This window comes from Paenibacillus agaridevorans, assembly GCF_003112455.1.
GTDB lineage: Bacteria > Bacillota > Bacilli > Paenibacillales > Paenibacillaceae > Pristimantibacillus > Pristimantibacillus agaridevorans.
Genome location: NZ_BDQX01000036.1, coordinates 299,261 through 320,465, shown reverse-complemented (window position 1 = coordinate 320,465; position 21,205 = coordinate 299,261). Strand labels below are relative to the sequence as shown.

Here is a 21,205-nt window from a genome sequence, read left to right as displayed (position 1 = left end):
CCTTAGAGGTGATGATAGATGAGTCAGAGTGCTTACATCAAGCTAGTGGAAGGCTCAACCGCTCAAGACATTACGCTTCAAGACATTCGGGATACGTTGGCGCATTATGTGAGTCAGACTGCTTTAACCGGCCAACAACTCGGTTGGGACTACGCAAGCGCCGCCTTCCCGTACACGGAAGAATCCGCCGGAGACGACCGATGGTTCTACCTTAAAGGAACGGCCAGACCTTATAAGTACATGATTCTGGGAACTTCGGTGACGACGAGTGTCGCCGGCTCAGACGTCAACTGTATTCAGGTCGTGTTGCCGGAAGGCTCTACACACGGCGACAAGGCCAAAGGCAACGAGCTATGCAAGTATATGGCCAAGAAGCTGAAAGCAGAGCTCACGATGTTTAACGGCAGAACGATTTATTACAATCCACGCAAATAAAACGATAACGGGCTGCACAGTCAGGTTCAATACCCGGCTGCGCAGCCCGTTTAATTATTACTGCATCCTTATTCTTCGTTCTCGGTACGCGCAATCTCTTCGTAGATCGCCGTTACGCGCTCCCACTCCGCATCATCTTCGATGCCGACCAGAAATGCTTCGTCGTTCTCTTCTTCAATGCGGAATATAACGCCGTCCAGCTCCGGATCTTGACGATCCAGCAAAACTGCGTACGCATTGTTCTCGGATTCGAACGTATATACCATGACCATCTCGCGTTCTTCGCCTTCGTCATTGGTCACAATGAACACATGCTCTTCGTGTTCGTGATCGTGATCATGACCGCAGCCGCAATCCGGTCCGTGCTGATGCTCGCTCATGTTTGCAACCCCGCTTCCGTTAATTAATCATACCTGCCTATCGTAACATGTTCGTATATCGCGGGTCAAACGAAAGAAGCCCCTCCATGGAGGGACCTCATGATAATTAATGCAGTTAACCTTTGGATGAGGAAGTGATGAGCTTCTCCGATACGACTACCCAATCTTCCGAGTTCGACAGACGCATATAGAATCGTACTTTATATTTGCCCGTGGCGTCGAACTTGTAATCGAATTCATCTGTGATGAACCAGAAGGAATCGTTGTTGTTCGTCACATTCTCGCTTTGAATAAACCGCTCCTTGCCAGACGGATCCTCAATCGTTACCTTTACGGAAGCAAGATCTGTCTTCACATTGTCAATTTGGGAGAATACTTTAATTTTGCCCTGATATCCTTTGTTCACGCCGCCGAACGGCTGACTGCCATTGTACAGAAACATATGGACGTTCGGCTTGTAAAGAATCGCCCGCTTATTGTTATCGTCCCATCGGACGATGGCTCCCATCGCTTCCGCAATCTGGCGCAGCGGCAAATACGTCTTTCCTTCCAATAATACGCCGCCCTCATCCTGCTCTGTGCCATTGATCATGACGCGTACCTTCTGGGTAGTGGCGTCCGCGAATATCATGGTGCCGCCCCATATGGACAGCAACGTCAGCATTATCGCAATTTTCCTGAACTTCATCGCTGCATAAACCCCCATCCGCCTATTCTGGATGTAAATTTATACTCTTGCTGTCCAACAAAGTTGCGCTCATTTTTTATCATTTTTTCGTCAAAATCATAAATATGATCCATTGTCAAATGCTGTTGAATACTGCGCTTGCCTGGGAAATACAATCAAAGAGTATTACCCGTATGTTCTGGTCAGGATGCACGGCACCCCTTTGCCCACTGCACCAGGCTCTTGCATACGCGCCAAGTAGTTCATCCCTTTGGCGCAAGGCGTCTTGCATACTCTGCAGCTCTCCGACAACACCAGCTTATAATGAACCTGTTTGTGGTCGCTTGCCACCTTTTTTTTCTTCACGCTTTTTCCTTTGCCGCCTTTGCTCATCCTGACCATCCTCTCCCTTTAGGTCCAGCTTCAACATCGTATGAATGAGGACGGAATGTTGCACCTGGAAATGGCAAGCTCTCGCAAATTTTGTTACAGTAGAGAGAGTAACGGCAAAAATAACCATACGAGCAATAGGAGTGTGAATATATGTACATAACGATGCTTGGAACAGGCAGCGCTTTCGCCAAACGATACAATAATAACAACGCTTTAATAGAGTCGGGAAATTATCGTCTGCTTGTGGATTGCGGTATAACGCTGCCTAAGGCTCTGCATGACCATGGAGTCACGTTCGCAGAGATCGATGCGGTGCTGATCAGCCATATTCATGCAGATCATGTTGGAGGACTCGAAGAGCTTGCGTTTCAAATGATGTTCAAATACGGCCGCAAGCCCCGCCTCTTTATCGAGGAGTCGCTCGCCCAACCGCTATGGGAGCATACGCTGAGAGGCGGATTAGTGCAAGGAGAGCTTAATGCCCTTGATCATTTCTTCGAGGTGCGACCGCTGACACACGGCCAAACCTACGAGCTTGCGCCGGGATTGCATGTTAAGTTAATAAAGACGGAGCATATACCTGGCAAGGACAGCTACTCTTTCCTCTTTAATGAGACATTTTTCTATACGGCAGACATGGTTTTTAATGGAGAGCTTCTAACAAATCTGGTACAAGCGGGGGTTACGACTGTCTATCATGATTGTCAGCTTGAATCGCCCGGGGTTGTTCATGCCTGCTTGGACGAGCTGCTGACGCTGCCTCGGGAAATCCAGGATCATATCTATCTCATGCATTATGGAGACGCGCTTGAGGATTACCGGGGAAAAACCGGGGCAATGCGTATTGTGGAGCAAGGCGAGAAACACAAGTTGTAGCTCAAGCCAAACAACCCCGATCCTTCATATAGAGCAGGCGATCGGGAGAAGAACTCCTTTGCACCAATTCCATAGAAGATCGGGGTCGCTCGCAAACGTTTGATCGTCAGAATTTCTGGTTATCTAGAAAAGCGGCAACTGATCCAGGTTGTTGGTTGGATCGCCATCGGCATCGCCGCGCAGATACGTTTCTCCATCCCTGCCTTTGAAAGCATTAACGCCGGAGATTCGACCAGCTTGTACTTCCTGCAAGGCCGTCGCATAGTCCAATTGACGACCCGAGGACGTTTTAAATGCCGTTAAATCACCGTCACCATTTTTCTGAACCGCTACAATCGTCTCTCTTGCATCTTCCGAAATTTGATTCTGATCCATACCTGATCACTCCTCCCGAATATTTACTAATCGGTACGGAGTTAGCTTGCCTCGACACCCTTAGGAATATTCCCAAAACTGCCGACTGCGAACAACGGAGGAGAGTCATCTCTTCTTCCTTCGAGACCTTTTGCCGGATATCAACGCGAGCAATCCTTCCTCTTCGGCTTGATTATCGTCCTCCTTCTTTGCCAGAAGAAGCGCCCATAAGGCAAGAAGATCGCCTATAACAACGACGACACCCGCAATAATCGCCAAATCATCAGATGAAATGGTCGATTTACTATTGCTTTTGCTGGTATTGGAGGAGGCTCCAGCCTCCCTTCCTCGTTTAGATTTGGCCACGACCATTCCTCCCGCCCGTCTGTAAAGGTATGATAGTAGTCTATTCAGATAGGCGGATATGGTATGGGCGAATGGATAACGAATAAGGAGCGGCAGCGATGAATCGCCGCACGCTCCTCCTGTGCTTGCTTTAATTATTTATTAAACACGAACGACTTGAGTACCTGCTATAAAATCGTGTATTCCCCGTTTATCTTCGCGAAGACCCACCATAAACCAATCCACAATCAAGGCGATTCCAAATGTAACTCCGACAATAACAGCCCATATAACATTGCGCATCAACATGTTACCGATATGCGGCGGCTCATTGTTAATGACCCTAATAATTCGAATGCTGCATATTTTTTTACCGACTGTGTAGCCATTCCAGAAGACGGGCAGTAATAAAGCATACAAGAAAGACAATACATTTGTGAAGACGGATTCTCCTGAAGAACCGCCTGTTAGAATGAGGGAAAGAACGCTTAGAGGGATCCCGATAATCAGGCCGTCCAGCAAAATAGCTCCGAACCGAATCCAGAAGCCTGCCGGATCGTTCGGCAGGGGCTGCTGATGATCCCAGTTGTTTCCCGGATTAAAATTCGTTGATGGATATGAATGGTTTTCATTCAAGTTCTTCACCTCATTATTGTTATGGGTTAAAACCAACGGGGAAAACGCTTATATTTAACTGTAATGCCCTGCTTCATCGCCCAATGGTTCAGCGCCTCCATACATTCATCCTCTTCGCCGCTGTTCTTCATTCTGAAACATAACATTGGTGGTATCATTTTTTTACCATGACGTTTGAATCCGATGATAGGACGAAAATAACCATTCGAATAAATGGCTTCCACTGCTTCGCCGTCTATTCGGCGGCCAAATAATTCTAACGATGACTGATGTATTTGTAACTGCGCAGGCTTCTTATTCATAATGATTGCGTTTAGTAAATAAGCAACAACCGCACTGAAGGCAATCAAGATGCTCACTACATAAAGAAGTAAAAGACCGCCCCATTCTGGTTCGGTAAGGATCAATAAGTAGAATTGAATGAACAGATAAAATAGAAATAGAAAGACGGGCACAACTCCCGTCAAAGGCCTAACCTCAATTGTTTTCTTCATGCCATTCCCCTTGTATCACATATCAACCCTTATCCAACAATAACCATGGATTCATTATACTTGAAATCGATGGATTGAACACTGATTATTTGACCTTATTCCCATTTCTTTCAGTGCGTTCACCCAGTCCAATTGGAATGCTTCTTCGTAAGATGTGACGAGGAGGAAATTTCCTATGCCCTATCGAAGAATCATCATTGATTTGTCGGATCGTCACTTATATTTATTGGAGGATAATACTGTCGTTCGCGGTTACCCCGTTGGCATAGGCCGAATGGTCACGAGCACGCCTGCAGGAGAATTCACGATCGTCAACAAACAGCTTAATCCTGGCGGACCGTTCGGCGCCTTCTGGATGGGACTCTCCAAGCCGCATTACGGCATTCATGGCACCAACGATCCCAGCTCCATAGGTCACCTGGTATCTCATGGCTGTATACGCATGTACAATCAAGATGTGATGGAACTTCAGTCTCTTGTTCCTGTAGGAACTCGGGTAACCATTCGGCCATAGCTTTTTTCCGGGCTAATCCGAGAAATGAAAGGGGTTCTTAACAACGCCTTTAGCGCTGTAAGAACCCCTTAATTTCAGCTATAAAAAAGGAAAAACCTATCCCGCATTGCTCACCTTCATAATATCCATGAATGGCACTCTTTCTGTTTCGCCATTTCCTTTCTCGACATGAATCAATTTTGTTCTGGAATCCAGCTTGACAATCCTTCCGACAACCGATCCCTGATTCCAAATCTCCAGTTCTACATTTTCTTTTTCTTGATGTGCCTCTACCAGGCGTTCTCCTAACTCCTCTAACACATATTCATCTCTAGTCGGCCTTTTCGGTCCTTTATCTTTTGCCATGCCTGATCACCCTTTATCATTTTTTATTTGATTGCCCAATAGTGTAATCAGTCAAATTTGTCCTGATGCCTGAAGCGCTATAAGAACCTTTTATTTTTAGATTAAAAAGCAAAAAACCCTTGATATACAAGGGTTTTTCTTTATGATCTGTAGTGGGCTCGAACCACTGACCCCTACCCTGTCAAGATAGTGCTCTCCCAGCTGAGCTAACAGATCGTATCGCAGTGACAAGATATAATATATCAAATCCGGATAAGCTAGTCAATAGTTTCTTTAAAATATTGTAATAATAATTTGTCCCTCCTCCCTGCAACCTATTGGTTAAACTTCCCGTCAATGACAATGCAGCTGCAAAAAACAAAATCAGAGGTGAAATTGATGAAAAAGAAGCCGTTGTTTATTATGGCGATCGTTGCGGTCCTGCTCTTCACGTTGGGACAATCCGTCATGGCCTTCTCCGACGTATCCAAGGATCCGAATGCAGACAAAATCAACGCATTAAAGGAACAAGGGATTCTTTCCGGATATGCGGATGGCGAATTCAAGCCGAATGGCACACTGTCTTACGCTTCTGCCATTTCCATGATTGTGAAAGGCCTGGATCTTAACCTTGATCATGTACGCTTTATTCGTATGCCACTGGCAAGCGACAATCACCCTAATCTGGAAGATGATGCTTGGTACTCCCAGGCTTTCGTTATTGCGGACTTCTACGACTTGGGCATTCCCAAAGACGTGAAAGCGACCGATAAAATTACGAAAGAGCAATACGCCCATCACCTGTTTAAAGCGATGATGACCAAAGGCGACTTCGCCTTCATCGAAATCTTCATGCTTATTAATGACGAGGCGGACATCGACTCGAAGTACATGGACAGCATACAGAAGCTGCTAATCAGCAAAATCGTATCCCTGGACGACAAACAAAACTTCCATCCTACTAAAGCAATTGCGCGTGGCGAAGCGGCAGGTTGGCTGTTCGACGGAATCCGGTTCGTGGAGGAGCAAACGCCGATCGAACCCGAGCCAGAACAACCAGCCTACGATTTCGAGCTTAGCGTCGATGCCGTTAATGCGGAAGTAAACAAGGTTACGGTTTCTGCGCAGCTGCCGCATCCAGGTTACGGCCTGCGCATTGCTTCTATCGCCTTCGAAGGCAATAAAGCGCTGATAAACGTTGAAGTTGTGCAACCGGATCCAGACAAAATGTATCCGCAAGTCATTACCGAAGCCAAAGTATCCACGTACGTGGATGCCAAGTTGAAGCCCGAACTGGCTTCTGACGCGGCCTCCTCGGCTTCCGGCTCCACGGGAATCTCAGACGATAGCGTGAGCAGCAACCAATAAGAAAGCAAATTAACTTCTGGACAATGGTCATAAAGACTCCTGTCCGGGAGTTTTTTTGTGCGTGCCAATATTGTAGAAACTTCCGGATTCCTTTACACTAAAGAAGTAGCGCAAATAGATCGGCAAGTTGATTGTGTACGAATCTAGTCATCAAGAGAGGAGCTTAAGTTTTTTGTTGAGCAAGAACATCATTGTAATTGCGCTTCTATGTCTTCTGACAGCATGCAGCACTTCTACGGGAACTAACGTATCCCAACCGACGGAGTACGATATCGAGCTGGTGTTCCCAAGCGATAAATATCCGGAAACGGCTCTCCATATTCATGGTGCTATTGAACAAGGTTTCTCCAATATCTGCACAATCGATCGTGAAGGCGCGGAAGCTAATCGCAAGGAATCGCTTGCAGGCATTGAAACACGAACAGGTTATGACCGTGATGAATGGCCGATGGCCATGTGCAAGGAGGGCGGCAAAGGAGCCAGCGTCGCCTACATCGATGCCAGCGATAATCGCGGGGCCGGGAGCTGGGTTGGTAATCAACTGTCGGAATATGCGAATGGGACGAAGGTTTTATTCGTCGTTGATAAGCCCTCTAAGCTATTTCCCGAGCCGGAGACGGCCGAGCAATCGCAAGAACCGCAGCCTACGAAGGAAACGTATTACGCGAACTGTACGGCGGTCAAGGCAGCAGGAGCTGCTCCCCTGCATAAAGGCGACCCTGGCTATCGTCCTCAGCTTGATCGGGATGGCGACGGGGTTGCATGCGAAGGGTAACGCTACTCGCACAACAAAAAACCTCCATCATATGATGGAGGTGTCCCGTGTTCTAACTGACGTTAAAACAACTAACGCTATGTAATTCCATTAAATGCATTTGAAGTGCCGAGGACCGGGATCGAACCGGTACGGTAGTCACCTACCGCAGGATTTTAAGTCCTGTGCGTAGACATTTCACATGACTCCGGCGTATAAACCCTTGCTACATAAGGCTTCCCGGTATTTCTGCAACTTGCACCGTTCAGCTAGTCGCACAGTATTTTTAATGATAAAAGCAATACAATCACTTTTACAATACTCCAAATCCTGTGCAGTAAAGACAATGAAAAATATACCATCTCTGCCCACAGTTTGCAAGTCCTTTTCCCCTCTCCCCTGCTTTGTTCAGTAGAAAAGTATACCCTAATTTATCCTCTTTGTTTCAAAACCAAACCGCTACAATTGTCCGGTACTACCTGAACAGAATAAATTGTCATTGTACAGTTATCCCCTGATTTCTTTGAAAAAGGTTACCTTTGTTCTCTCTCTCCCTCTCCAAACAAAATGAACCGATTTTATCGGATTATTAAAGATTTTGCATTATTTTTACGCGTCTTTGTTAATCTTGCAAACTGCTTTCTTATAATGTGACTGTAACCATTTCACAACCGAAAGGAGCGGTCTACATGGAACGATTATTTACTATTAAAGAAACGATGGATATTCTACAGCTATCGTACACTACGGTTTATGGCATGTGCCATAACGGACAACTTCCAAGCTGTAAGGTTGGAGGAAGTATTAGAATCCCTCAAGAGTCATTACGTAACTTCATCCTCAATAACACTACAAGAGGTCAACAATAATGGACGATATGAAAACGTACTTAGGACGCTTGTACTCCGCCGATGAAGTAGCCAAGCTACTGAGCATTGATATGAACACCTGCTACAAGTGGCTCCGCGAGGGGCGAATTAAAGGAATGAAACTTGCTGATTCCTTGTGGCGTGTCAGAGAAGCGGATTTAAAGTTGTTTGTAGAACAAGCAATCGAGGTTGGGAGACGATAATGATGGAAAGATACTACACGGTCTCACAAATTGCTCAAAGGCTATCAGTTCACAGCCGAAGTCGCATGGTTAGTGAGGATGCAGTCTACGGTTGGGTAAGACAAGGTAAGCTTCAAGTCGAACGCATCTCAGGTAATATCAGGGGAGTAGGCAAATATCCATACTGGATTGAGGAAACACAATTAAAGGTTGTACTAGCTGACATGGGTTATGACGTTGATAGGTTCTTTCCCGATAATGAGTAGCCGCCCCGACTGGACACAAGAAAGCCCCTGCTGAGTCATGGCAGGGGTAATATGAAGGACGTGCCTATATTATAAGTATTTCATGCGCAACGATACCACCCGTTGGAACGATAGTTAAGCTGAGAGGGATTTTTTTTATCCTTCGATGACTTAATTACGTCTAACTCAGGAGATGATTCTATGAATGAAATGATTAACTGTAAGGAAGCCGCCAAGGTCGCAAGAGTCAGTCAAAGGACGATTCTTCGGGCAATAAATGCCCATGAGATTGTCGCTGTTAAGCTTGGTGAAGGAAAGACATGTTCGTACATGATAAGCCGCACATCCATTGCAGAATACATTCACAGAAGGGGGCGGAGATAGTGACTATTACTATTGACTACATTGTATTTGAACATTCCTTTACTCAAATTGCTAACAAGCTATTAACTTGTAATCGTTTGAGCAAATATCACAGACTACTTGCTGTGATGCTGAACCTTAGGAACATGAGGATTAATCGTGCCACCCCTAACCCAAACATGCTTTTGATTTCAAAAAAAGAATTGCGATATGTCCTTGACTTCTGTATAGAAGATAATCTCGACAAGTTATTTCGTGGTCTTCGTGAATTAGGCATTGTCTCCACCTTCTCTAAACAAGGTGGTATAGACGGTACTTATTCGGTAACCCTAGCTGAAAACCTTGAGCATAATCCATTTGTCATCTTGGATATGACGGAAAAACAGGTAATCAAAGATTGCACTGTTTTAGTGAACAATGTGTCTAAAGATTACTTTGGCGATTTCTTGAAATTCGTCGAAAACGCCGTCAAGTCAGTTGAAGCCGAGTATGTTGTGAAGATAAAAGCAGGGATTGAGTCATTGGAAGAATATAAAGCCTACCTGAAAACGGTGATTGTGGAAGCAGGATTGGGGACATTTGACGATACAGATAATCAATCAAGCGACACACTCAGCGGTAATAAAGGTGATGTCCAATCGGTTATGGAGTCTGTTTACATTGTCTTTTGCGACAAGTATAAAGACAGTAAAGGCATCAGTCATCCAGTCAATAAACGAACCGCGATAAAACAAATCTCTAAGGTCTTCGAATACTGCGGCGGTGATAAGGATATGGTTCTAGGTTTTGTTGACAAGTTCTTCGATTTCTATTCCGTTAAAGACGAACCGACGACCGCATTGTTTGCTAATGACGGAATCTTATCTGACATCCGCGCTTTTGTTGAGGAAGGTACAAAACCAAGAGTATTTGGGGTTGAACAATATAAGCCTGATGCAGTCAAGAAATCAGAACAGGCAAGAGAAGCCGTACAGGTCAACCAAGGAATGGACAAAGAAGCCATGCTTCGTAAACTTAGGGGAGAAGTGTAATGGAAATCAGACAAGAGCCATATCCTAAGTGTTCAGGATGTGTTGTCCGTGATTGGTGAGGTCGCCGTAATGGGACATCGCCCCTCCCGAATGACTATGCAGTCAACCCTGAGTGCGGTGGATTCGTGATGCTTAAGAGAGCCTTAGAACTCTCAGGTATCCGGAGGAATACCGTTCAGCAAATCGTCGGTGGTCGCGATATAAGGATAAAATTACGCTTCTGAAGCAGAATATTTTCTGTGTTTTGATAATATACACGGAAACTATTCTGCTTAGAAACAGATTCTATTATGTTTTTGACAGAATTTATTATGTGAACTTTAGAAGTGTTGCAGAATTTATTATGTGATAAAACGCTTAAAACCCTTGCGTACCAAGGATTCCGGGCATCCTTAATAAGTATTACTTAAAAAAGAAGTAAAGAACTATCTAAGAAGTAGTACAGACTTTCGCCTAAGTGCTTCATTATCAAGGGGGTGAGATAAGTTACTTAATTCTATTTTCACTCTTTCTATCATGTGCCATGCTTACCGATTGTACTAAGTGCGGCACAGCCGCCTTTATCATAGCTTTTTCTGAGCCGAAGCGTTTCCCAGTAAAAGGACATCCAAAGTTAGGTTTTATTTCTATTTGTGCAGTGTCTTCTCCCTTCGGGTACAACACACGTAAATATGACTTCCTTGCCTTCAATAATACTTCAGGGGCGGCTGATTCCACAAAGGAAACAAAGATAGACCAATACTCTTCAACTTCCTTCCTGTTTACTACTTGATGCTTATTATGTTTTAGGCTACCAATTTCATAAATCGAATCAGTTTCGTTTCTGATTGATGTAACTTTATTCATTAGCCCCTCTATGTATGCCGCTACCGTAGACTCTCTTGTTGCTTCAATCTGATTCCATTGTTCTTCTGTTAGTAATACCTTGCGTGTTATCCCCTGTGTTTTACTTCCTGCCCCTTCTCCTCTTTCGCCCCTTGGCATATGTATTCCCCCCTTATGATTAAAGCAACTTATTTCCTAGCAATAAAAAGCTATCATAAGAATCAAGTTACTTAATTCATAAGCGTGGTACGAAAACGATTGTTTATGAAACGATTCTTGAAACTACTATTTTTATGAGAAAAACCTATGAAATTAAGTACGAAACCCGTTTCAAAATCAAATTTACGAAATGGTACATTTTTGGTACAATATAGTTACCGAAATGAGAAAGGGGAACAAAAAATGAAAATAGCATACGCAAGGGTTTCGACAGCCGACCAATCTCTTGATTCACAATTGGACGCACTGGAAAAGTTCGGGTTTGACCGAATCTATACCGAGAAAGCAAGCGGCGCTAAAGATGACCGCCCCGAACTAGCTAAGGCTTTAGATATGCTACGTGAAGGCGATACCTTCATCGTATACAAGCTTGACCGCTTGGCACGTTCCACACTAAAGCTAATTGAAACGCTTGACTCACTTAAAAAGAAAGGCGTTGAGTTTGTAAGCCTGTCCGATAACATTGATACTTCTACAGCGGCAGGTAAGGCAATGTTTGGAATGATGGCTGTCTTTGCGGAGTTTGAGAAATCTATCATTCATGAGCGTACTGTAGCAGGACTAGAAGCGGCTAGAGCGCGTGGGAGGAAGGGCGGTCGCCCCATGACAGATAAGAAGAAGTTAGACAAGGCAATCAAGCTACACGAGAGCGAAGAATTTACAGTATCGCAGATTGAAGAAATGACAGGCGTAAGCAGGGGTTCACTTTACCGTGCAATAAATCGACTAAAAACAAGCAAGGAAAGTAATTGAAAGCAAGTAAACGCTAGCGTCCATCTAACTTGATGGCGCTTTTTTCATTTTCTTTCTATCGCTTAATTCAGGAGACTAAAGATAACACGTTTAACAGGAATGCTAATTGTTTAGAAGTTCAATATTGTCAATATGGAAAATTTATTATTATACAATACGAATTAATATTTGTCAAATAAAAGTTTGATTTTCATGAAATTCAATGTTAGAATCACCTCAAGTATATAATATTAAAACGCCTTTAGAGGGGGAAGTATGGACATTTTAATTATAGTAATCTTGGGAATTTCTGTTGCACTTTCTGTGGTAACAAGCTTTATTAATTGGAGGACACTAAAAATATTGAGGAAAAAATAAGAAAGGGACGCTTGGGGGAAAGTATAGACAAAGAAGTGAAAGACCAACTCAACAGAATTGAATCTAAGATAGATGAACTTATGCAAATTATCAAGGAATCGCTTTTGGAGGAAAATCCTCGCAGAACTAATCCAAGGATTAATCCAACTAATCCTAAAAGTGAAAGTAATATTTCCTTAGAAGAGTTAAATGCAAGACTGGACAGATTCATGTAATTAACTCTTTTATTTAGATGCCACCGGGTATCGAATGAATTACTTTTTGTTCAGGCGGCAAAGTTTACCCTTATCAACGCCGTGAAAAGTTTTTCTAAATATCGATTAGATGTAAATAACCGCCCTTTTGGGCGGTTATTATGCTAATCGTATTATTAAACCCGATTAGACCTAGAAATCTCTAATCTTTGACTTAATCTCTCCGGTGAAGGGTAGTCGTTTATGTTCATTGGAACTCTGATCTTTAGGTAACTCACTTTTATACTATCACTATAATTAATAATTTCTCCGTCGGCATTTATACATATAGTTCCCTTCTCATATGCCGAATCATGAGTTGAACACAAACAAATTCCATTATTTACCGAATCATCTGCACAAAGATGTGCCGGATATATATGGGCGGCAACTAATGCAGCAACATCTTTAATTTCACACATTGCACATTGATTCCCATATGCAAGTAAAACATTTTTCCTAAAATCTTTATTCCTCACCACGCTTCTTACCACTTTTTCCACATACTCTCTTTCATCCGGATATGGTTTCCCAAGTATGTATTCAAGTTCTACTACCCCATCTTCGTTAATTTTCGCAATTGGAAGATAGTCATATCTTTTTTTCGTTAGATCTAGAAAACCCTTTGTACCATCAAAATCAAGAACTATCTGAACTCTTATTTCACCCCTGTTATGCTCGTCTAAGGCTAAGCATATTGGAAAATAGAAATCATCAGGCAAAGATTCTAAATAGTCCTCTTTGAGTGCTCGATTTCTTCCCTCGCGAATTGAGGCATTATTAGCATGAATTAATTCAGTCTTAGTAAAAACCTTCCCCGTACAATCAATCTGATGCATGATATAGCCTCCAGTCTTTTTGGATACCGTCTAATATCATAATAATTTTGTTGTTTTTCATTTCCAAACGGCTATTTAAAATAATGTATTAGACCGTGAAAATAAATTCACCTTAAAATTTTCTTGCTGACTCGTTGAATTTCAATGGTCCCTGTTGTCTCTCTTAAGGTCCAGTAATCTCCTTTAAGTCTAAGTGTCGAGTTCTGATGTATCTCTAGTTTCGCTGTACCGTCATGCCACGGATTAAAACTAACAGTATTGGCCGAAGCTTTGCTTGTATATGTGTAACATAACTCATGTGTTTGTGTATCTAAATCAGTCCTAAAACCTGCTAAGTAACTTTTGCTGATCATTTCATCAGTATGGATCTCCACACTTATAGTAACGAATGTTTGCCTAATAAATACTACTAACTTTTTGGGTTCAACCGCTTTTCCTGTCTCAGGGTTAGTCCAATTTGACCGTAATGTACCTTCCCAAGTTCCATGTAGATTGGGAACAAGGACTATTAATGGATTAAGCAATGGTATCCATTGATATTGCCAAATCCATTTTTTAAAAACAAAATGAAAAATAAATGTAATCAATGTCGCAGTTGAAATACTTTTAAATACATTCATGAAAGTTACATCTGAAATATCCGCAGTAACAATTAATATTGATAGACAAAAAGCAACAATTCCAACAGTAACTAGAATTTTATTATAATTATCCTGATTATACATTGGATTTTCTCCTAGCTAAATGCATGATTATATGCTCTTAGAATAAAGGCATTAACTTCTTCTCTCGAATAAGACCGCCCACCATGAAATAGGTAAAGCAAATCCGAGACCTCCCCCCACTCCTTACATTTACTCTCTTCCTTGGTTTCGTGATAGAGGTACGTTAGTACGTTTCTTACATCTTCCACATATTTATTGTTATTAAATTGATTATTAGGAACATTCCAAACTAAACATTCAATTAAAAACGAAGATATATTATCAAGACCTTCAACTCCCTCTTCCACCATAGTTTGTTTTAGTCTTTTTATTATTCTAACTACTCGTTTATAATTTCTTCTTGTTTCATCATTCTTTTTGACACCATTAATATAATGTTGTTCAGGAAAGTTAACTACTTTCTCACCATTGCTACTGTAAAATTGAGTCCCCGTTATGTAAGTGCCATCTTTGTTATATCTCCGATGTTCAAAACACGCGACTACGTCAGCATCCACCCTGTAGGTGTTTGACTTTACATCAAAAGCTTTCTTTCCTTTCTTAACATTTTCACGACCAAACTTCTTAACTAGTGCTCGCTCAATATCTTTTAAGTAATCAGTAAAGGTATAATTCGATGGAGTCATTCCGAAATCTTCCATCTTCATTCCTTCGGGGAGTTCATAAAAGACCGTAGATTTTAACTTAACGCAAATATCAACATCACTATTCAATCTCACATTTGTGTTATTGTGATATGAACCTTGTGGAATAAAAGAGATATCAGAGTTTTTAATTTGATCATCTTCTTTAATTGCTGATTTTATCATTGATAACGCACGCTCACATTTCTCTTCTTCATTATCGCTTGAACGCTTAGACCACTTTGTAAAAGTATCTTCAAGGTTTGTCTTCCAACTCATGCTTAGTCCCCTTAATTAAATTTTTTATAGGAACATTGTACCATGCGATTCACTAACTTGAACATACGTTCGCGTAAATATTTGTCAAATTTTACACTGGCTTATCATATTAGAGATAATAATTAATTAGTCTTACAAATGTGACAAGAGACCATAAACTCTATAATAAAATCCAAAAAGAAAATAGCTCCACCCGCTGCGGGTGAGAGCTATTAATTAACTACAGTTTAGTGACCCGCTTCTTCACTGGGAGAAGTCTGTTTAGTGGAGAAGCTAATGCATGTTGTTCCTTCATATCGCTCTCTGCAAGGTTTACGTACCGTTTCGTCATAGTAAGGTCAGTGTGACCTAATGACCGTTGTAATGCTAAGGCATTTCCCCCACCACGCAAGAAACCAAGAGCATAAGAGTGACGGAGATCATAAGGAACGATTTTCGTCCCTAGTTTCTTAGAGTACATCTCCATGCGGTCACCCCACGTATACCGAGTTAGAGAACCTCCTTCATTAGTGCAGAATATCGGCGTTGCTTTCCTCCATTCTTTCGGTCTGTTCGCAATCAATTCGCTAATGGCTTTTGCAGTCTGAGGGCTTAAGTTAAGCGTCCTAGAAACTCGTGTCTTTGCATTCTCTGCTCTAACGTACAGTTCACTAGCCCTAGCATTGAAATCGTCAGGGAGCAAGGAAAACGCTTCTTTGGGGCGGATTCCTGTATCAAGCGTCAACAAGACTAAAGCGAAGTCCCTAAGCCCTGCATACGTCTTTTTATCAGGCGCGTTGATAAGGGCAATTAAGGTTTCTTCGTCATGCTGTACCACCCTGCCCTCCGCTTTACGCTTCTTGAACCCCTGCAAAGGGTTCTGAATAAATAGCCCTGTCTTATCCACGCACCAATCATAGAAGGCTCGTAAGTACACGAGTCGGTTATTATAGGTCGCAGGTTTGATATTATCTGCGAAGTATTCATAGAGCCACTTTTCCAACTGGTGGGGCTGACTTCCAAAAGCATCAGTATAACGCTTATAGAATTGACTCACATGTCGCTTATAATCATCTAACGTCTGCTTACTTAGACCTTGTGCTTTCTTCCACGTAATAAATTGCTCCAATGTTTCTTCCCAAGTTGTTGGGATGTGTTCACTTATTTTTGTCACTCTTGCTCTCGCCATGTTTTGCATGACTCCTTTCGTGTTTCCTAATGTAAGAATCGTTACATGTAGGTACATCGTTGCGAAAGAAGCCGGGAGTTTTTCATCGAATCCTGTGTGTATGAAAAAAAGCCCTCATGTGGTTATTTACCACACAGGACTCCTAATGTACAATGGTTAGATACTATCTCTACAAAGTGCGTAAAGTTAGGTATGCCGAGGACCGGGATCGAACCGGTACGGTAGTCACCTACCGCAGGATTTTAAGTCCTGTGCGTCTGCCAATTCCGCCACCCCGGCAGGATAGCAATGTTTGTGTGAAAAATGGTGGGCCCTGAGGGACTCGAACCCCCGACCAATCGGTTATGAGCCGACCGCTCTAACCAACTGAGCTAAGGGCCCTCGAAGACGTTATAATAACGTTATAGTCGAGTTTGGTTGCGGGGGCAGGATTTGAACCTGCGGCCTTCGGGTTATGAGCCCGACGAGCTACCGAGCTGCTCCACCCCGCGAAATTATCCACTTTCAACACCACATCTTTAATGGCGACATCAATTAATATACTACAGGTGAACCTTTCCAGTCAAGCATTAGTTTTATAAAAAATTCACGGTAAAAATCGTACGCCATATCTGCCTCTCTTGGAACGGAATACTTCTACCTCACGAGGGCAGTCATAACCGTAGATCCACCAATCATTTTCCATCCGCCTGACCAAGCAGCCCGCTTGAAATTTAGTCTCATATAGACGCAGCCAATATACCCATTGTATCTTCATCATGATGCCCTCCCGCTGTTCGACGAGTAATATGCAGTTAGTTTACCCCAAAGCCGGAAATCCATTGCATCTTGATGTCAATCGTCCGTTGCCAGAAGTTCTTAGTAAAGCAGTCTAATGGGTATACTATTAGAAATAACCATCTGCAGATAAGGAGTTGATCAGAATGCTGTTCGGTATTTGCGTCTTTCCCGAAAAAAACGTCCAAGACGAAGCAAATAAATGGCGAATTCGCCATGATCCCCACTATTGCAATATTCCGCCTCATATGACGATCCGGGAAGCCGAAGAATGGGATGAATCCACTTTAAAGCTTGCTGTCGATCATCTGTCCAAGTCGACTGCGTCATTAAGTCCATTCAAGGTCACATTTAATCGGGTATCCACGTTTTTTCCTGTTACGCCGACGCTCTATTTCGCCTTGGAGGACCCCGCTCCTGTCTTGACGCTTCAAGAGACCATTTGCACCGGACAGCTGGCACAGACGCTCCACAATTACGTCTACACACCTCATATTACGATTGGCAGGAATATGCCCCCAGGAGAGCTCCATGACCTGTACGGCAACCTGAGAATGAAGCAGATGAAGCTTACAACTGTCATCGATCGCGTTCATTTGCTCTACCAGACGGAGCAAGGTGGCTGGACCGCTTACCAGTCCTTTCAGCTCCGCGATAGTTAAATCCCCATGAAAAAATCCCCATGCACAAGGCTAACATGTGCATGGGGATTTCGATTAAACTCTCACGATTCGCTTACTCAGCAACTACTGCTTCTTCAACCGTAGCCTCGACTTTGACGTCATCTAAAGGTCTCGGAATGCCGACACCGCCGCCTTCGCCCATTTCGGATTTTCCGGCGAGGATCGCATTGCCTCGGGTCTCCCACTCGGCAAGTGCCGCTTTTGTCTCCATGGTGCCATCAATCACCTTCTGGAACATCTCGTAACCAATTTGACGCGCTTCCCAGATACCTGGCTTTTCACGGTAAATCGCTTCTTCATTGACAGAGGATGGCGGGAGCGGCTTCAGAAGCGTGAAGGCATCGATATTGTACGTCATGCCGCCTACCGGCTTCAGGAATTCCTTACGAGCTACAAGTTCGTAGTTGCTTCTGGATTTCAGCTTTGCCCAATCTCTGCTATTGGAGAACTTGATAAAGTCCCAAGCACCGTCCGGATTCTGAGCTTTCGTATTAATCGCCATCAACTGACTCAAATTGATGTTGCCGCCGGAATCGACATTGGTCGGATGAGTTGGTACCGTGACGACGTCCCAGTCTACCATCTCGAAGTCCTTGATGCTTGCAGCGTTATCGCTGAATTTCTTTAATTCGCTGACGTAATAAGATTCGCTGATCATCATCGCTACTTTGCCTTGCACGAACAGATCGCCATAGAACGGATCATTGCCGCCCCCTTGGGCGATTTTTTCGTACATCTGATTGATGAACTCTTGATCCGGTACAATTTTTTCTTTATACAGACCAGACACAGTGTCGAATACTTCTGCCCATTGATCGCTGTTGACAAGCATTTTTTCGCCTTTGTCATCCCATGTTCTTAGTTGAAGCGCAGTGCTATAGTTCTGCACATCATTAAAGCCGTCGGAATTCCAGCGGTTGAACGAGAAGCCGAACGTACGGTCGACGCCTTCGCCGTTGGCAACCTGACGAGCTTTGGCGAATACGTCGTTCCAGCTCATTTTGTCAGTCGGCGGCTCAACACCCTTGTCTGCGAAGAGCTTTTTGTTGTAGTAGAGCGCAGAAGATGTGAATGTCGGAGTCAGAGCATAGATGCTGTTGTCTCCTGCCGCTTTAATCCCTTCGATAACCGTTGGGACATAATCGGAAAGGTCGAATTTATCCTTCGCAATGAGCGGGTCAAGCGGCTTAAGCAGGTTATCCTGCGTAAATCTTCTGAGCAGATTGTAATCGATGACGACGACGTCTACCGGATTCTGCCCTTCCATCAGCTTTTTCATTTCTACATAAGGATCAGGTTGATCAGCCGGCTTGCCAGGCTCCGAGGATTGCGTAAATCGTTGATTGTCGTAATTGATCGCCCCAACGATCTCGAATGCGACATTCGGGTATTGGAATTCGAACATATCGGTATACTGCTGACGGAAGTACGGCTCATTGTCAGAACCGCCATACAAGACGCCAATACGCAGAACGCTGGTCTCTGCTCCGGAAGGATCGTTCCCGCCCGAACAAGCGGACAACATGCCCGCAGTCAGCGTCAGCGACATGCCCAGCATAGTCCATCTGGAGAAACGTGTTTGTTTACTAGGATTTATCATTGCCATTACCCCCCAATAATTTTGGCGAAGAGATGATAATCCGCTCTCCGTCGAATTCCATTGTTGCTTTATCCTTAATGCCCAGTGCAGTAAGAAATTCCTTGGGCACTTGCAGCCGCCCTACCCGGTCGACGACTACATAAGCTTCATGCACGCCCGTCAGACCTTTCGCAGTCGGCTGCACAGAATCGGATCCATCTAGACCGATATTCGGATTCCGTTTAATAAATTCGGTGCTCGTTAGTCCATCTCGTATGGCAACAACCCGATCGACCTTGCTTGCAAGCGTCATGTCATGCGTAACGATGACGATGGTGACGCCAATCTCGCGATTAAGCTTCCGGAAGATCCCCATGATCATATCCGACGTCGCGGTATCAACGGAGCCGGTCGGCTCATCCGCGAGCAGGAGCTTGGGACGATTGGACAAGGAGATGGCGATCGCCACGCGTTGCTGCTCGCCGCCCGACAATTGATGGAGCTTGTTGTACATCCGCTCCTTCAAGCCGACCCACTCCAGCAATTGCTTAGCATATTCGCGATCCACTTTGCCGGAAAGCATCATCGGCATCTCGACATTCTCAAGCGCCGTCAAGTAAGGCAGTAGGTTCCTGGCGTTGTTCTGCCAGATGAACCCTACAGTTTCGCGCTTGTATTGGACAAGCTCCTCTTCCGTTATTTTGAGTAAATCCCAAGGTCCAACCTTTACCTGACCAGCCGAGGGGCGGTCGAGCCCGCCCAGCGTATTTAGCAGCGTCGACTTGCCGCTGCCGCTGTTGCCGATGATCGCCATCAGCTCGCCATCCTCGACCGTCAAGTTCAAGCCTTGAAGCGCAACGACCTCGAGATCATCGGTTTTATAAATTTTGACTAACCCTTCGCAATGAATCATGGACCGTTAACGCTCCTCTCCCATCTTGACCGCTTGGTGTACCTTCAATCTCCGGATGTGCAGGAAGAGCAGCAACGCGCCTACGAACATCATAAAACCAACGACGTAGAACAACTGATTCGTATCGCTTGCCTCGAACACGACCCGGAAAGGCGGTACAGTCTCTGCGACGTTATCCGCAGTCTGCAGGAACGGCAGGAAGATCAAGCTGACGACTTTTCCGATCACGATGCCGAGACCGATAGCAAGCCCCGCGGTGAACAACTGCTCCAGAAGCATCATGCCCGTAAGCTGCTTGCGCGACAAGCCCATCGCTCGCAATACGCCGAATTGCACGACACGACCGGACAGATTAAAGAACCAATATAGAATGTATCCGGCAAGCGTGATCACGACGGATACAAGAAACCCTAAGCTCAGTATGCCGAATACCCCGCCGCGCGTCGGATGTTTGGACTCGGTTATGAGTTCCGTCCGTACATCATCTACAGACGCGAGCTCAATGCCTTCCTTCTGCAGCTTATCGACGATTGGCGCGACCAACGCGTCCGGCTCCATCTTGAGCCATACCTCGTAAGGCATGATCGGAAGCTGGTCATAGATATAATCGAGATTCGTAATAATGAATGGCGATCTATCCGGATATTGACTCGGCCAATAAGGCAGAATGCCTACAATGGAGAAGTCGATCATGCCATCGGTGAAACCAACGGATACGGTATCGCCCAGCTTAAGCTGATACTTCTCGGCAACTCCGGTCGGAATGATCGCAGCATGCTCCACTAGGCCAAGATTCGCCAGGTAGTGGAACGGATGCACCGGGTACAGGTCATCCCGGAACCAGCCAACCTCGGAGAAGTCCTTGTTGTCGATGCCAAGAATCGTTCCTTGGCCGATCGACTTGCCGGAGATAACGACATTGCCCTTGGCCTTCAATACGCGGGCTGCCGCTTCCACGCCATCCAATGTACGGAAGATCTCAAATGGCGGCTCGTTATATAG

The 21,205-nt window shown here is 44.3% G+C and carries 28 protein-coding genes, 5 tRNA genes and 2 pseudogenes; 13 read left to right on the top strand and 22 right to left on the bottom strand.

The genetic code is table 11. The features are described from left to right. The first annotated feature begins 18 nt into the window (after positions 1 to 18). Positions 19 to 435: a DUF1885 family protein gene (locus PAT3040_RS03615; protein ID WP_108991550.1), complete on the top strand. Its 417-nt coding sequence runs from the start codon at positions 19 to 21 to the stop codon at positions 433 to 435. A gap of 68 nt (positions 436 to 503) precedes the next feature. Here the strand turns inward: PAT3040_RS03615 and PAT3040_RS03610 are convergent, their stop codons facing one another. From PAT3040_RS03610 to PAT3040_RS03600, 3 genes are all read right to left on the bottom strand, one after another. Further along, positions 504 to 815, bottom strand: coding sequence for a DUF1292 domain-containing protein (locus PAT3040_RS03610; protein ID WP_087567730.1), 312 nt, complete (start codon positions 813 to 815; stop codon positions 504 to 506). Between the two features lie 115 nt (positions 816 to 930). Further along, complete coding sequence (locus PAT3040_RS03605) at positions 931 to 1,503, bottom strand: stalk domain-containing protein (protein ID WP_087567729.1); 573 nt, start codon at positions 1,501 to 1,503, stop codon at positions 931 to 933. 165 nt (positions 1,504 to 1,668) lie between these two features. Further along, positions 1,669 to 1,875 (bottom strand): hypothetical protein, encoded by a 207-nt coding sequence (locus PAT3040_RS03600; RefSeq protein WP_087567728.1) that lies wholly within the window; start codon positions 1,873 to 1,875, stop codon positions 1,669 to 1,671. Between the two features lie 150 nt (positions 1,876 to 2,025). On the opposite strand from PAT3040_RS03600, the gene PAT3040_RS03595 reads away from it, so the two are divergent. Then, complete coding sequence (locus PAT3040_RS03595; RefSeq protein WP_108991549.1) at positions 2,026 to 2,751, top strand: MBL fold metallo-hydrolase; 726 nt, start codon at positions 2,026 to 2,028, stop codon at positions 2,749 to 2,751. A 123-nt stretch (positions 2,752 to 2,874) separates the two neighbouring features. Here the strand turns inward: PAT3040_RS03595 and PAT3040_RS03590 are convergent, their stop codons facing one another. The 4 genes from PAT3040_RS03590 to PAT3040_RS03575 form a co-directional block, all read right to left on the bottom strand. Next, positions 2,875 to 3,126 carry a DUF3892 domain-containing protein gene (locus PAT3040_RS03590; RefSeq protein ID WP_087567726.1) on the bottom strand — a complete coding sequence of 84 codons (252 nt, stop codon included), beginning with the start codon at positions 3,124 to 3,126 and terminating at the stop codon, positions 2,875 to 2,877. 105 nt (positions 3,127 to 3,231) lie between these two features. Beyond that, positions 3,232 to 3,471 (bottom strand): hypothetical protein, encoded by a 240-nt coding sequence (locus PAT3040_RS03585; RefSeq protein WP_146200346.1) that lies wholly within the window; start codon positions 3,469 to 3,471, stop codon positions 3,232 to 3,234. 141 nt (positions 3,472 to 3,612) lie between these two features. Further along, positions 3,613 to 4,086: an RDD family protein gene (locus PAT3040_RS03580; RefSeq protein WP_307719151.1), complete on the bottom strand. Its 474-nt coding sequence runs from the start codon at positions 4,084 to 4,086 to the stop codon at positions 3,613 to 3,615. Positions 4,087 to 4,112: 26 nt separating this feature from the next. Then, a complete protein-coding gene (locus tag PAT3040_RS03575; RefSeq protein WP_108991547.1) occupies positions 4,113 to 4,580 on the bottom strand; it encodes a hypothetical protein in 468 nt (155 codons plus the stop codon). 175 nt (positions 4,581 to 4,755) lie between these two features. Between PAT3040_RS03575 and PAT3040_RS03570 the strand changes: the two genes are divergently transcribed. Continuing rightward, complete coding sequence (locus PAT3040_RS03570) at positions 4,756 to 5,094, top strand: L,D-transpeptidase (protein WP_087567723.1); 339 nt, start codon at positions 4,756 to 4,758, stop codon at positions 5,092 to 5,094. 96 nt (positions 5,095 to 5,190) lie between these two features. Here the strand turns inward: PAT3040_RS03570 and PAT3040_RS03565 are convergent, their stop codons facing one another. After that, positions 5,191 to 5,439, bottom strand: a complete 249-nt coding sequence (locus PAT3040_RS03565; protein ID WP_108991546.1) for a YolD-like family protein — start codon at positions 5,437 to 5,439, stop codon at positions 5,191 to 5,193. A 143-nt stretch (positions 5,440 to 5,582) separates the two neighbouring features. Continuing rightward, positions 5,583 to 5,655: transfer RNA gene (locus PAT3040_RS03560), tRNA-Val, on the bottom strand. 162 nt (positions 5,656 to 5,817) lie between these two features. Between PAT3040_RS03560 and PAT3040_RS03555 the strand changes: the two genes are divergently transcribed. From PAT3040_RS03555 to PAT3040_RS39650, 3 genes and pseudogenes are all read left to right on the top strand, one after another. Continuing rightward, a complete protein-coding gene (locus PAT3040_RS03555) occupies positions 5,818 to 6,786 on the top strand; it encodes an S-layer homology domain-containing protein (protein WP_258234810.1) in 969 nt (322 codons plus the stop codon). A gap of 133 nt (positions 6,787 to 6,919) precedes the next feature. Next, positions 6,920 to 7,369: pseudogene (locus tag PAT3040_RS39655) on the top strand (NucA/NucB deoxyribonuclease domain-containing protein); the annotation flags it as partial. Positions 7,370 to 7,459: 90 nt separating this feature from the next. Next, positions 7,460 to 7,561, top strand: a pseudogene (locus PAT3040_RS39650) (excalibur calcium-binding domain-containing protein); the annotation flags it as partial. A gap of 106 nt (positions 7,562 to 7,667) precedes the next feature. Here the strand turns inward: PAT3040_RS39650 and PAT3040_RS03545 are convergent. Continuing rightward, a tRNA-Leu gene (locus tag PAT3040_RS03545) sits at positions 7,668 to 7,753 on the bottom strand. Positions 7,754 to 8,229: 476 nt separating this feature from the next. On the opposite strand from PAT3040_RS03545, the gene PAT3040_RS39845 reads away from it, so the two are divergent. The 4 genes from PAT3040_RS39845 (at position 8,230) to PAT3040_RS03520 (ending at position 10,230) form a co-directional block, all read left to right on the top strand. Continuing rightward, positions 8,230 to 8,409 carry a helix-turn-helix domain-containing protein gene (locus PAT3040_RS39845; RefSeq protein WP_108991543.1) on the top strand — a complete coding sequence of 60 codons (180 nt, stop codon included), beginning with the start codon at positions 8,230 to 8,232 and terminating at the stop codon, positions 8,407 to 8,409. After that, on the top strand, positions 8,409 to 8,612 hold the full coding sequence (locus tag PAT3040_RS03535; RefSeq protein WP_108991542.1) for a helix-turn-helix domain-containing protein: 204 nt from the start codon (positions 8,409 to 8,411) through the stop codon (positions 8,610 to 8,612). Before PAT3040_RS39845 ends, PAT3040_RS03535 begins: the two co-directional genes overlap by 1 nt. 425 nt (positions 8,613 to 9,037) lie before the next feature. Beyond that, positions 9,038 to 9,220 carry a helix-turn-helix domain-containing protein gene (locus PAT3040_RS39840; protein ID WP_108991540.1) on the top strand — a complete coding sequence of 61 codons (183 nt, stop codon included), beginning with the start codon at positions 9,038 to 9,040 and terminating at the stop codon, positions 9,218 to 9,220. After that, entirely contained in the window at positions 9,220 to 10,230 is a 1,011-nt protein-coding gene (locus tag PAT3040_RS03520) for a hypothetical protein (protein WP_108991539.1), read from the top strand. The genes PAT3040_RS39840 and PAT3040_RS03520 overlap by 1 nt, the downstream gene beginning before the upstream one ends. 486 nt (positions 10,231 to 10,716) lie before the next feature. On the opposite strand, the gene PAT3040_RS03515 is transcribed toward PAT3040_RS03520, so the two are convergent. Then, positions 10,717 to 11,214, bottom strand: coding sequence for a hypothetical protein (locus tag PAT3040_RS03515; RefSeq protein ID WP_108991538.1), 498 nt, complete (start codon positions 11,212 to 11,214; stop codon positions 10,717 to 10,719). A gap of 243 nt (positions 11,215 to 11,457) precedes the next feature. On the opposite strand from PAT3040_RS03515, the gene PAT3040_RS03510 reads away from it, so the two are divergent. Together PAT3040_RS03510 and PAT3040_RS03505 are read left to right on the top strand one after the other, a co-directional pair. Next, positions 11,458 to 12,027, top strand: a complete 570-nt coding sequence (locus tag PAT3040_RS03510; RefSeq protein WP_108991537.1) for a recombinase family protein — start codon at positions 11,458 to 11,460, stop codon at positions 12,025 to 12,027. 323 nt (positions 12,028 to 12,350) lie between these two features. Next, entirely contained in the window at positions 12,351 to 12,599 is a 249-nt protein-coding gene (locus PAT3040_RS03505) for a hypothetical protein (RefSeq protein ID WP_108991536.1), read from the top strand. 155 nt (positions 12,600 to 12,754) lie between these two features. Here PAT3040_RS03505 and PAT3040_RS03500 read toward each other — a convergent pair whose 3' ends face one another. The 8 genes from PAT3040_RS03500 to PAT3040_RS36735 form a co-directional block, all read right to left on the bottom strand. After that, positions 12,755 to 13,456, bottom strand: coding sequence for an HNH endonuclease (locus tag PAT3040_RS03500; protein WP_108991535.1), 702 nt, complete (start codon positions 13,454 to 13,456; stop codon positions 12,755 to 12,757). 107 nt (positions 13,457 to 13,563) lie between these two features. Continuing rightward, positions 13,564 to 14,181, bottom strand: coding sequence for a Cap15 family cyclic dinucleotide receptor domain-containing protein (locus tag PAT3040_RS03495; protein ID WP_108991534.1), 618 nt, complete (start codon positions 14,179 to 14,181; stop codon positions 13,564 to 13,566). An 11-nt stretch (positions 14,182 to 14,192) separates the two neighbouring features. Beyond that, the gene (locus PAT3040_RS03490; RefSeq protein WP_108991533.1) at positions 14,193 to 15,083 is read right to left on the bottom strand and encodes a nucleotidyltransferase domain-containing protein; all 891 of its coding nucleotides are present in this window, start codon (positions 15,081 to 15,083) and stop codon (positions 14,193 to 14,195) included. Between the two features lie 220 nt (positions 15,084 to 15,303). Then, positions 15,304 to 16,251 carry a tyrosine-type recombinase/integrase gene (locus PAT3040_RS03485; protein ID WP_108991532.1) on the bottom strand — a complete coding sequence of 316 codons (948 nt, stop codon included), beginning with the start codon at positions 16,249 to 16,251 and terminating at the stop codon, positions 15,304 to 15,306. A gap of 193 nt (positions 16,252 to 16,444) precedes the next feature. Further along, positions 16,445 to 16,530: transfer RNA gene (locus PAT3040_RS03480), tRNA-Leu, on the bottom strand. A gap of 25 nt (positions 16,531 to 16,555) precedes the next feature. Continuing rightward, positions 16,556 to 16,632 (bottom strand) — tRNA-Ile (locus PAT3040_RS03475). A 33-nt stretch (positions 16,633 to 16,665) separates the two neighbouring features. After that, positions 16,666 to 16,742 (bottom strand) — tRNA-Met (locus tag PAT3040_RS03470). Positions 16,743 to 16,837: 95 nt separating this feature from the next. Further along, positions 16,838 to 17,011, bottom strand: a complete 174-nt coding sequence (locus tag PAT3040_RS36735) for a hypothetical protein (protein WP_179215494.1) — start codon at positions 17,009 to 17,011, stop codon at positions 16,838 to 16,840. A 163-nt stretch (positions 17,012 to 17,174) separates the two neighbouring features. Between PAT3040_RS36735 and PAT3040_RS03465 the strand changes: the two genes are divergently transcribed. Then, the gene (locus tag PAT3040_RS03465; protein WP_087567720.1) at positions 17,175 to 17,690 is read left to right on the top strand and encodes a 2'-5' RNA ligase family protein; all 516 of its coding nucleotides are present in this window, start codon (positions 17,175 to 17,177) and stop codon (positions 17,688 to 17,690) included. A 73-nt stretch (positions 17,691 to 17,763) separates the two neighbouring features. Here PAT3040_RS03465 and PAT3040_RS03460 read toward each other — a convergent pair whose 3' ends face one another. The 3 genes from PAT3040_RS03460 to PAT3040_RS03450 all read right to left on the bottom strand — a co-directional run. Next, entirely contained in the window at positions 17,764 to 19,311 is a 1,548-nt protein-coding gene (locus PAT3040_RS03460; RefSeq protein WP_108991531.1) for an ABC transporter substrate-binding protein, read from the bottom strand. Beyond that, the gene (locus PAT3040_RS03455) at positions 19,298 to 20,203 is read right to left on the bottom strand and encodes an ABC transporter ATP-binding protein (RefSeq protein WP_087567718.1); all 906 of its coding nucleotides are present in this window, start codon (positions 20,201 to 20,203) and stop codon (positions 19,298 to 19,300) included. Before PAT3040_RS03455 ends, PAT3040_RS03460 begins: the two co-directional genes overlap by 14 nt. A gap of 6 nt (positions 20,204 to 20,209) precedes the next feature. Then, positions 20,210 to 21,205: ABC transporter permease (locus PAT3040_RS03450; protein ID WP_146200352.1), on the bottom strand; the 996-nt coding region annotated here is incomplete at its 5' end.

Bases quoted from the DNA above. Each gene is read 5' to 3' on its own strand.
- PAT3040_RS03615 (WP_108991550.1), top strand. From the start codon at position 19: ATGAGTCAGAGTGCTTACATCAAGCTAGTGGAAGGCTCAACCGCTCAA.
- PAT3040_RS03610 (WP_087567730.1), bottom strand. From the start codon at position 815: ATGAGCGAGCATCAGCACGGACCGGATTGCGGCTGCGGTCATGATCAC.
- PAT3040_RS03605 (WP_087567729.1), bottom strand. From the start codon at position 1,503: ATGAAGTTCAGGAAAATTGCGATAATGCTGACGTTGCTGTCCATATGG.
- PAT3040_RS03600 (WP_087567728.1), bottom strand. From the start codon at position 1,875: ATGAGCAAAGGCGGCAAAGGAAAAAGCGTGAAGAAAAAAAAGGTGGCA.
- PAT3040_RS03595 (WP_108991549.1), top strand. From the start codon at position 2,026: ATGTACATAACGATGCTTGGAACAGGCAGCGCTTTCGCCAAACGATAC.
- PAT3040_RS03590 (WP_087567726.1), bottom strand. From the start codon at position 3,126: ATGGATCAGAATCAAATTTCGGAAGATGCAAGAGAGACGATTGTAGCG.
- PAT3040_RS03575 (WP_108991547.1), bottom strand. From the start codon at position 4,580: ATGAAGAAAACAATTGAGGTTAGGCCTTTGACGGGAGTTGTGCCCGTC.
- PAT3040_RS03570 (WP_087567723.1), top strand. From the start codon at position 4,756: ATGCCCTATCGAAGAATCATCATTGATTTGTCGGATCGTCACTTATAT.
- PAT3040_RS03565 (WP_108991546.1), bottom strand. From the start codon at position 5,439: ATGGCAAAAGATAAAGGACCGAAAAGGCCGACTAGAGATGAATATGTG.
- PAT3040_RS03555 (WP_258234810.1), top strand. From the start codon at position 5,818: ATGAAAAAGAAGCCGTTGTTTATTATGGCGATCGTTGCGGTCCTGCTC.
- PAT3040_RS39845 (WP_108991543.1), top strand. From the start codon at position 8,230: ATGGAACGATTATTTACTATTAAAGAAACGATGGATATTCTACAGCTA.
- PAT3040_RS03535 (WP_108991542.1), top strand. From the start codon at position 8,409: ATGGACGATATGAAAACGTACTTAGGACGCTTGTACTCCGCCGATGAA.
- PAT3040_RS39840 (WP_108991540.1), top strand. From the start codon at position 9,038: ATGAATGAAATGATTAACTGTAAGGAAGCCGCCAAGGTCGCAAGAGTC.
- PAT3040_RS03515 (WP_108991538.1), bottom strand. From the start codon at position 11,214: ATGCCAAGGGGCGAAAGAGGAGAAGGGGCAGGAAGTAAAACACAGGGG.
- PAT3040_RS03510 (WP_108991537.1), top strand. From the start codon at position 11,458: ATGAAAATAGCATACGCAAGGGTTTCGACAGCCGACCAATCTCTTGAT.
- PAT3040_RS03500 (WP_108991535.1), bottom strand. From the start codon at position 13,456: ATGCATCAGATTGATTGTACGGGGAAGGTTTTTACTAAGACTGAATTA.
- PAT3040_RS03495 (WP_108991534.1), bottom strand. From the start codon at position 14,181: ATGTATAATCAGGATAATTATAATAAAATTCTAGTTACTGTTGGAATT.
- PAT3040_RS03490 (WP_108991533.1), bottom strand. From the start codon at position 15,083: ATGAGTTGGAAGACAAACCTTGAAGATACTTTTACAAAGTGGTCTAAG.
- PAT3040_RS03485 (WP_108991532.1), bottom strand. From the start codon at position 16,251: ATGGCGAGAGCAAGAGTGACAAAAATAAGTGAACACATCCCAACAACT.
- PAT3040_RS36735 (WP_179215494.1), bottom strand. From the start codon at position 17,011: ATGATGAAGATACAATGGGTATATTGGCTGCGTCTATATGAGACTAAA.
- PAT3040_RS03465 (WP_087567720.1), top strand. From the start codon at position 17,175: ATGCTGTTCGGTATTTGCGTCTTTCCCGAAAAAAACGTCCAAGACGAA.
- PAT3040_RS03460 (WP_108991531.1), bottom strand. From the start codon at position 19,311: ATGATAAATCCTAGTAAACAAACACGTTTCTCCAGATGGACTATGCTG.
- PAT3040_RS03455 (WP_087567718.1), bottom strand. From the start codon at position 20,203: ATGATTCATTGCGAAGGGTTAGTCAAAATTTATAAAACCGATGATCTC.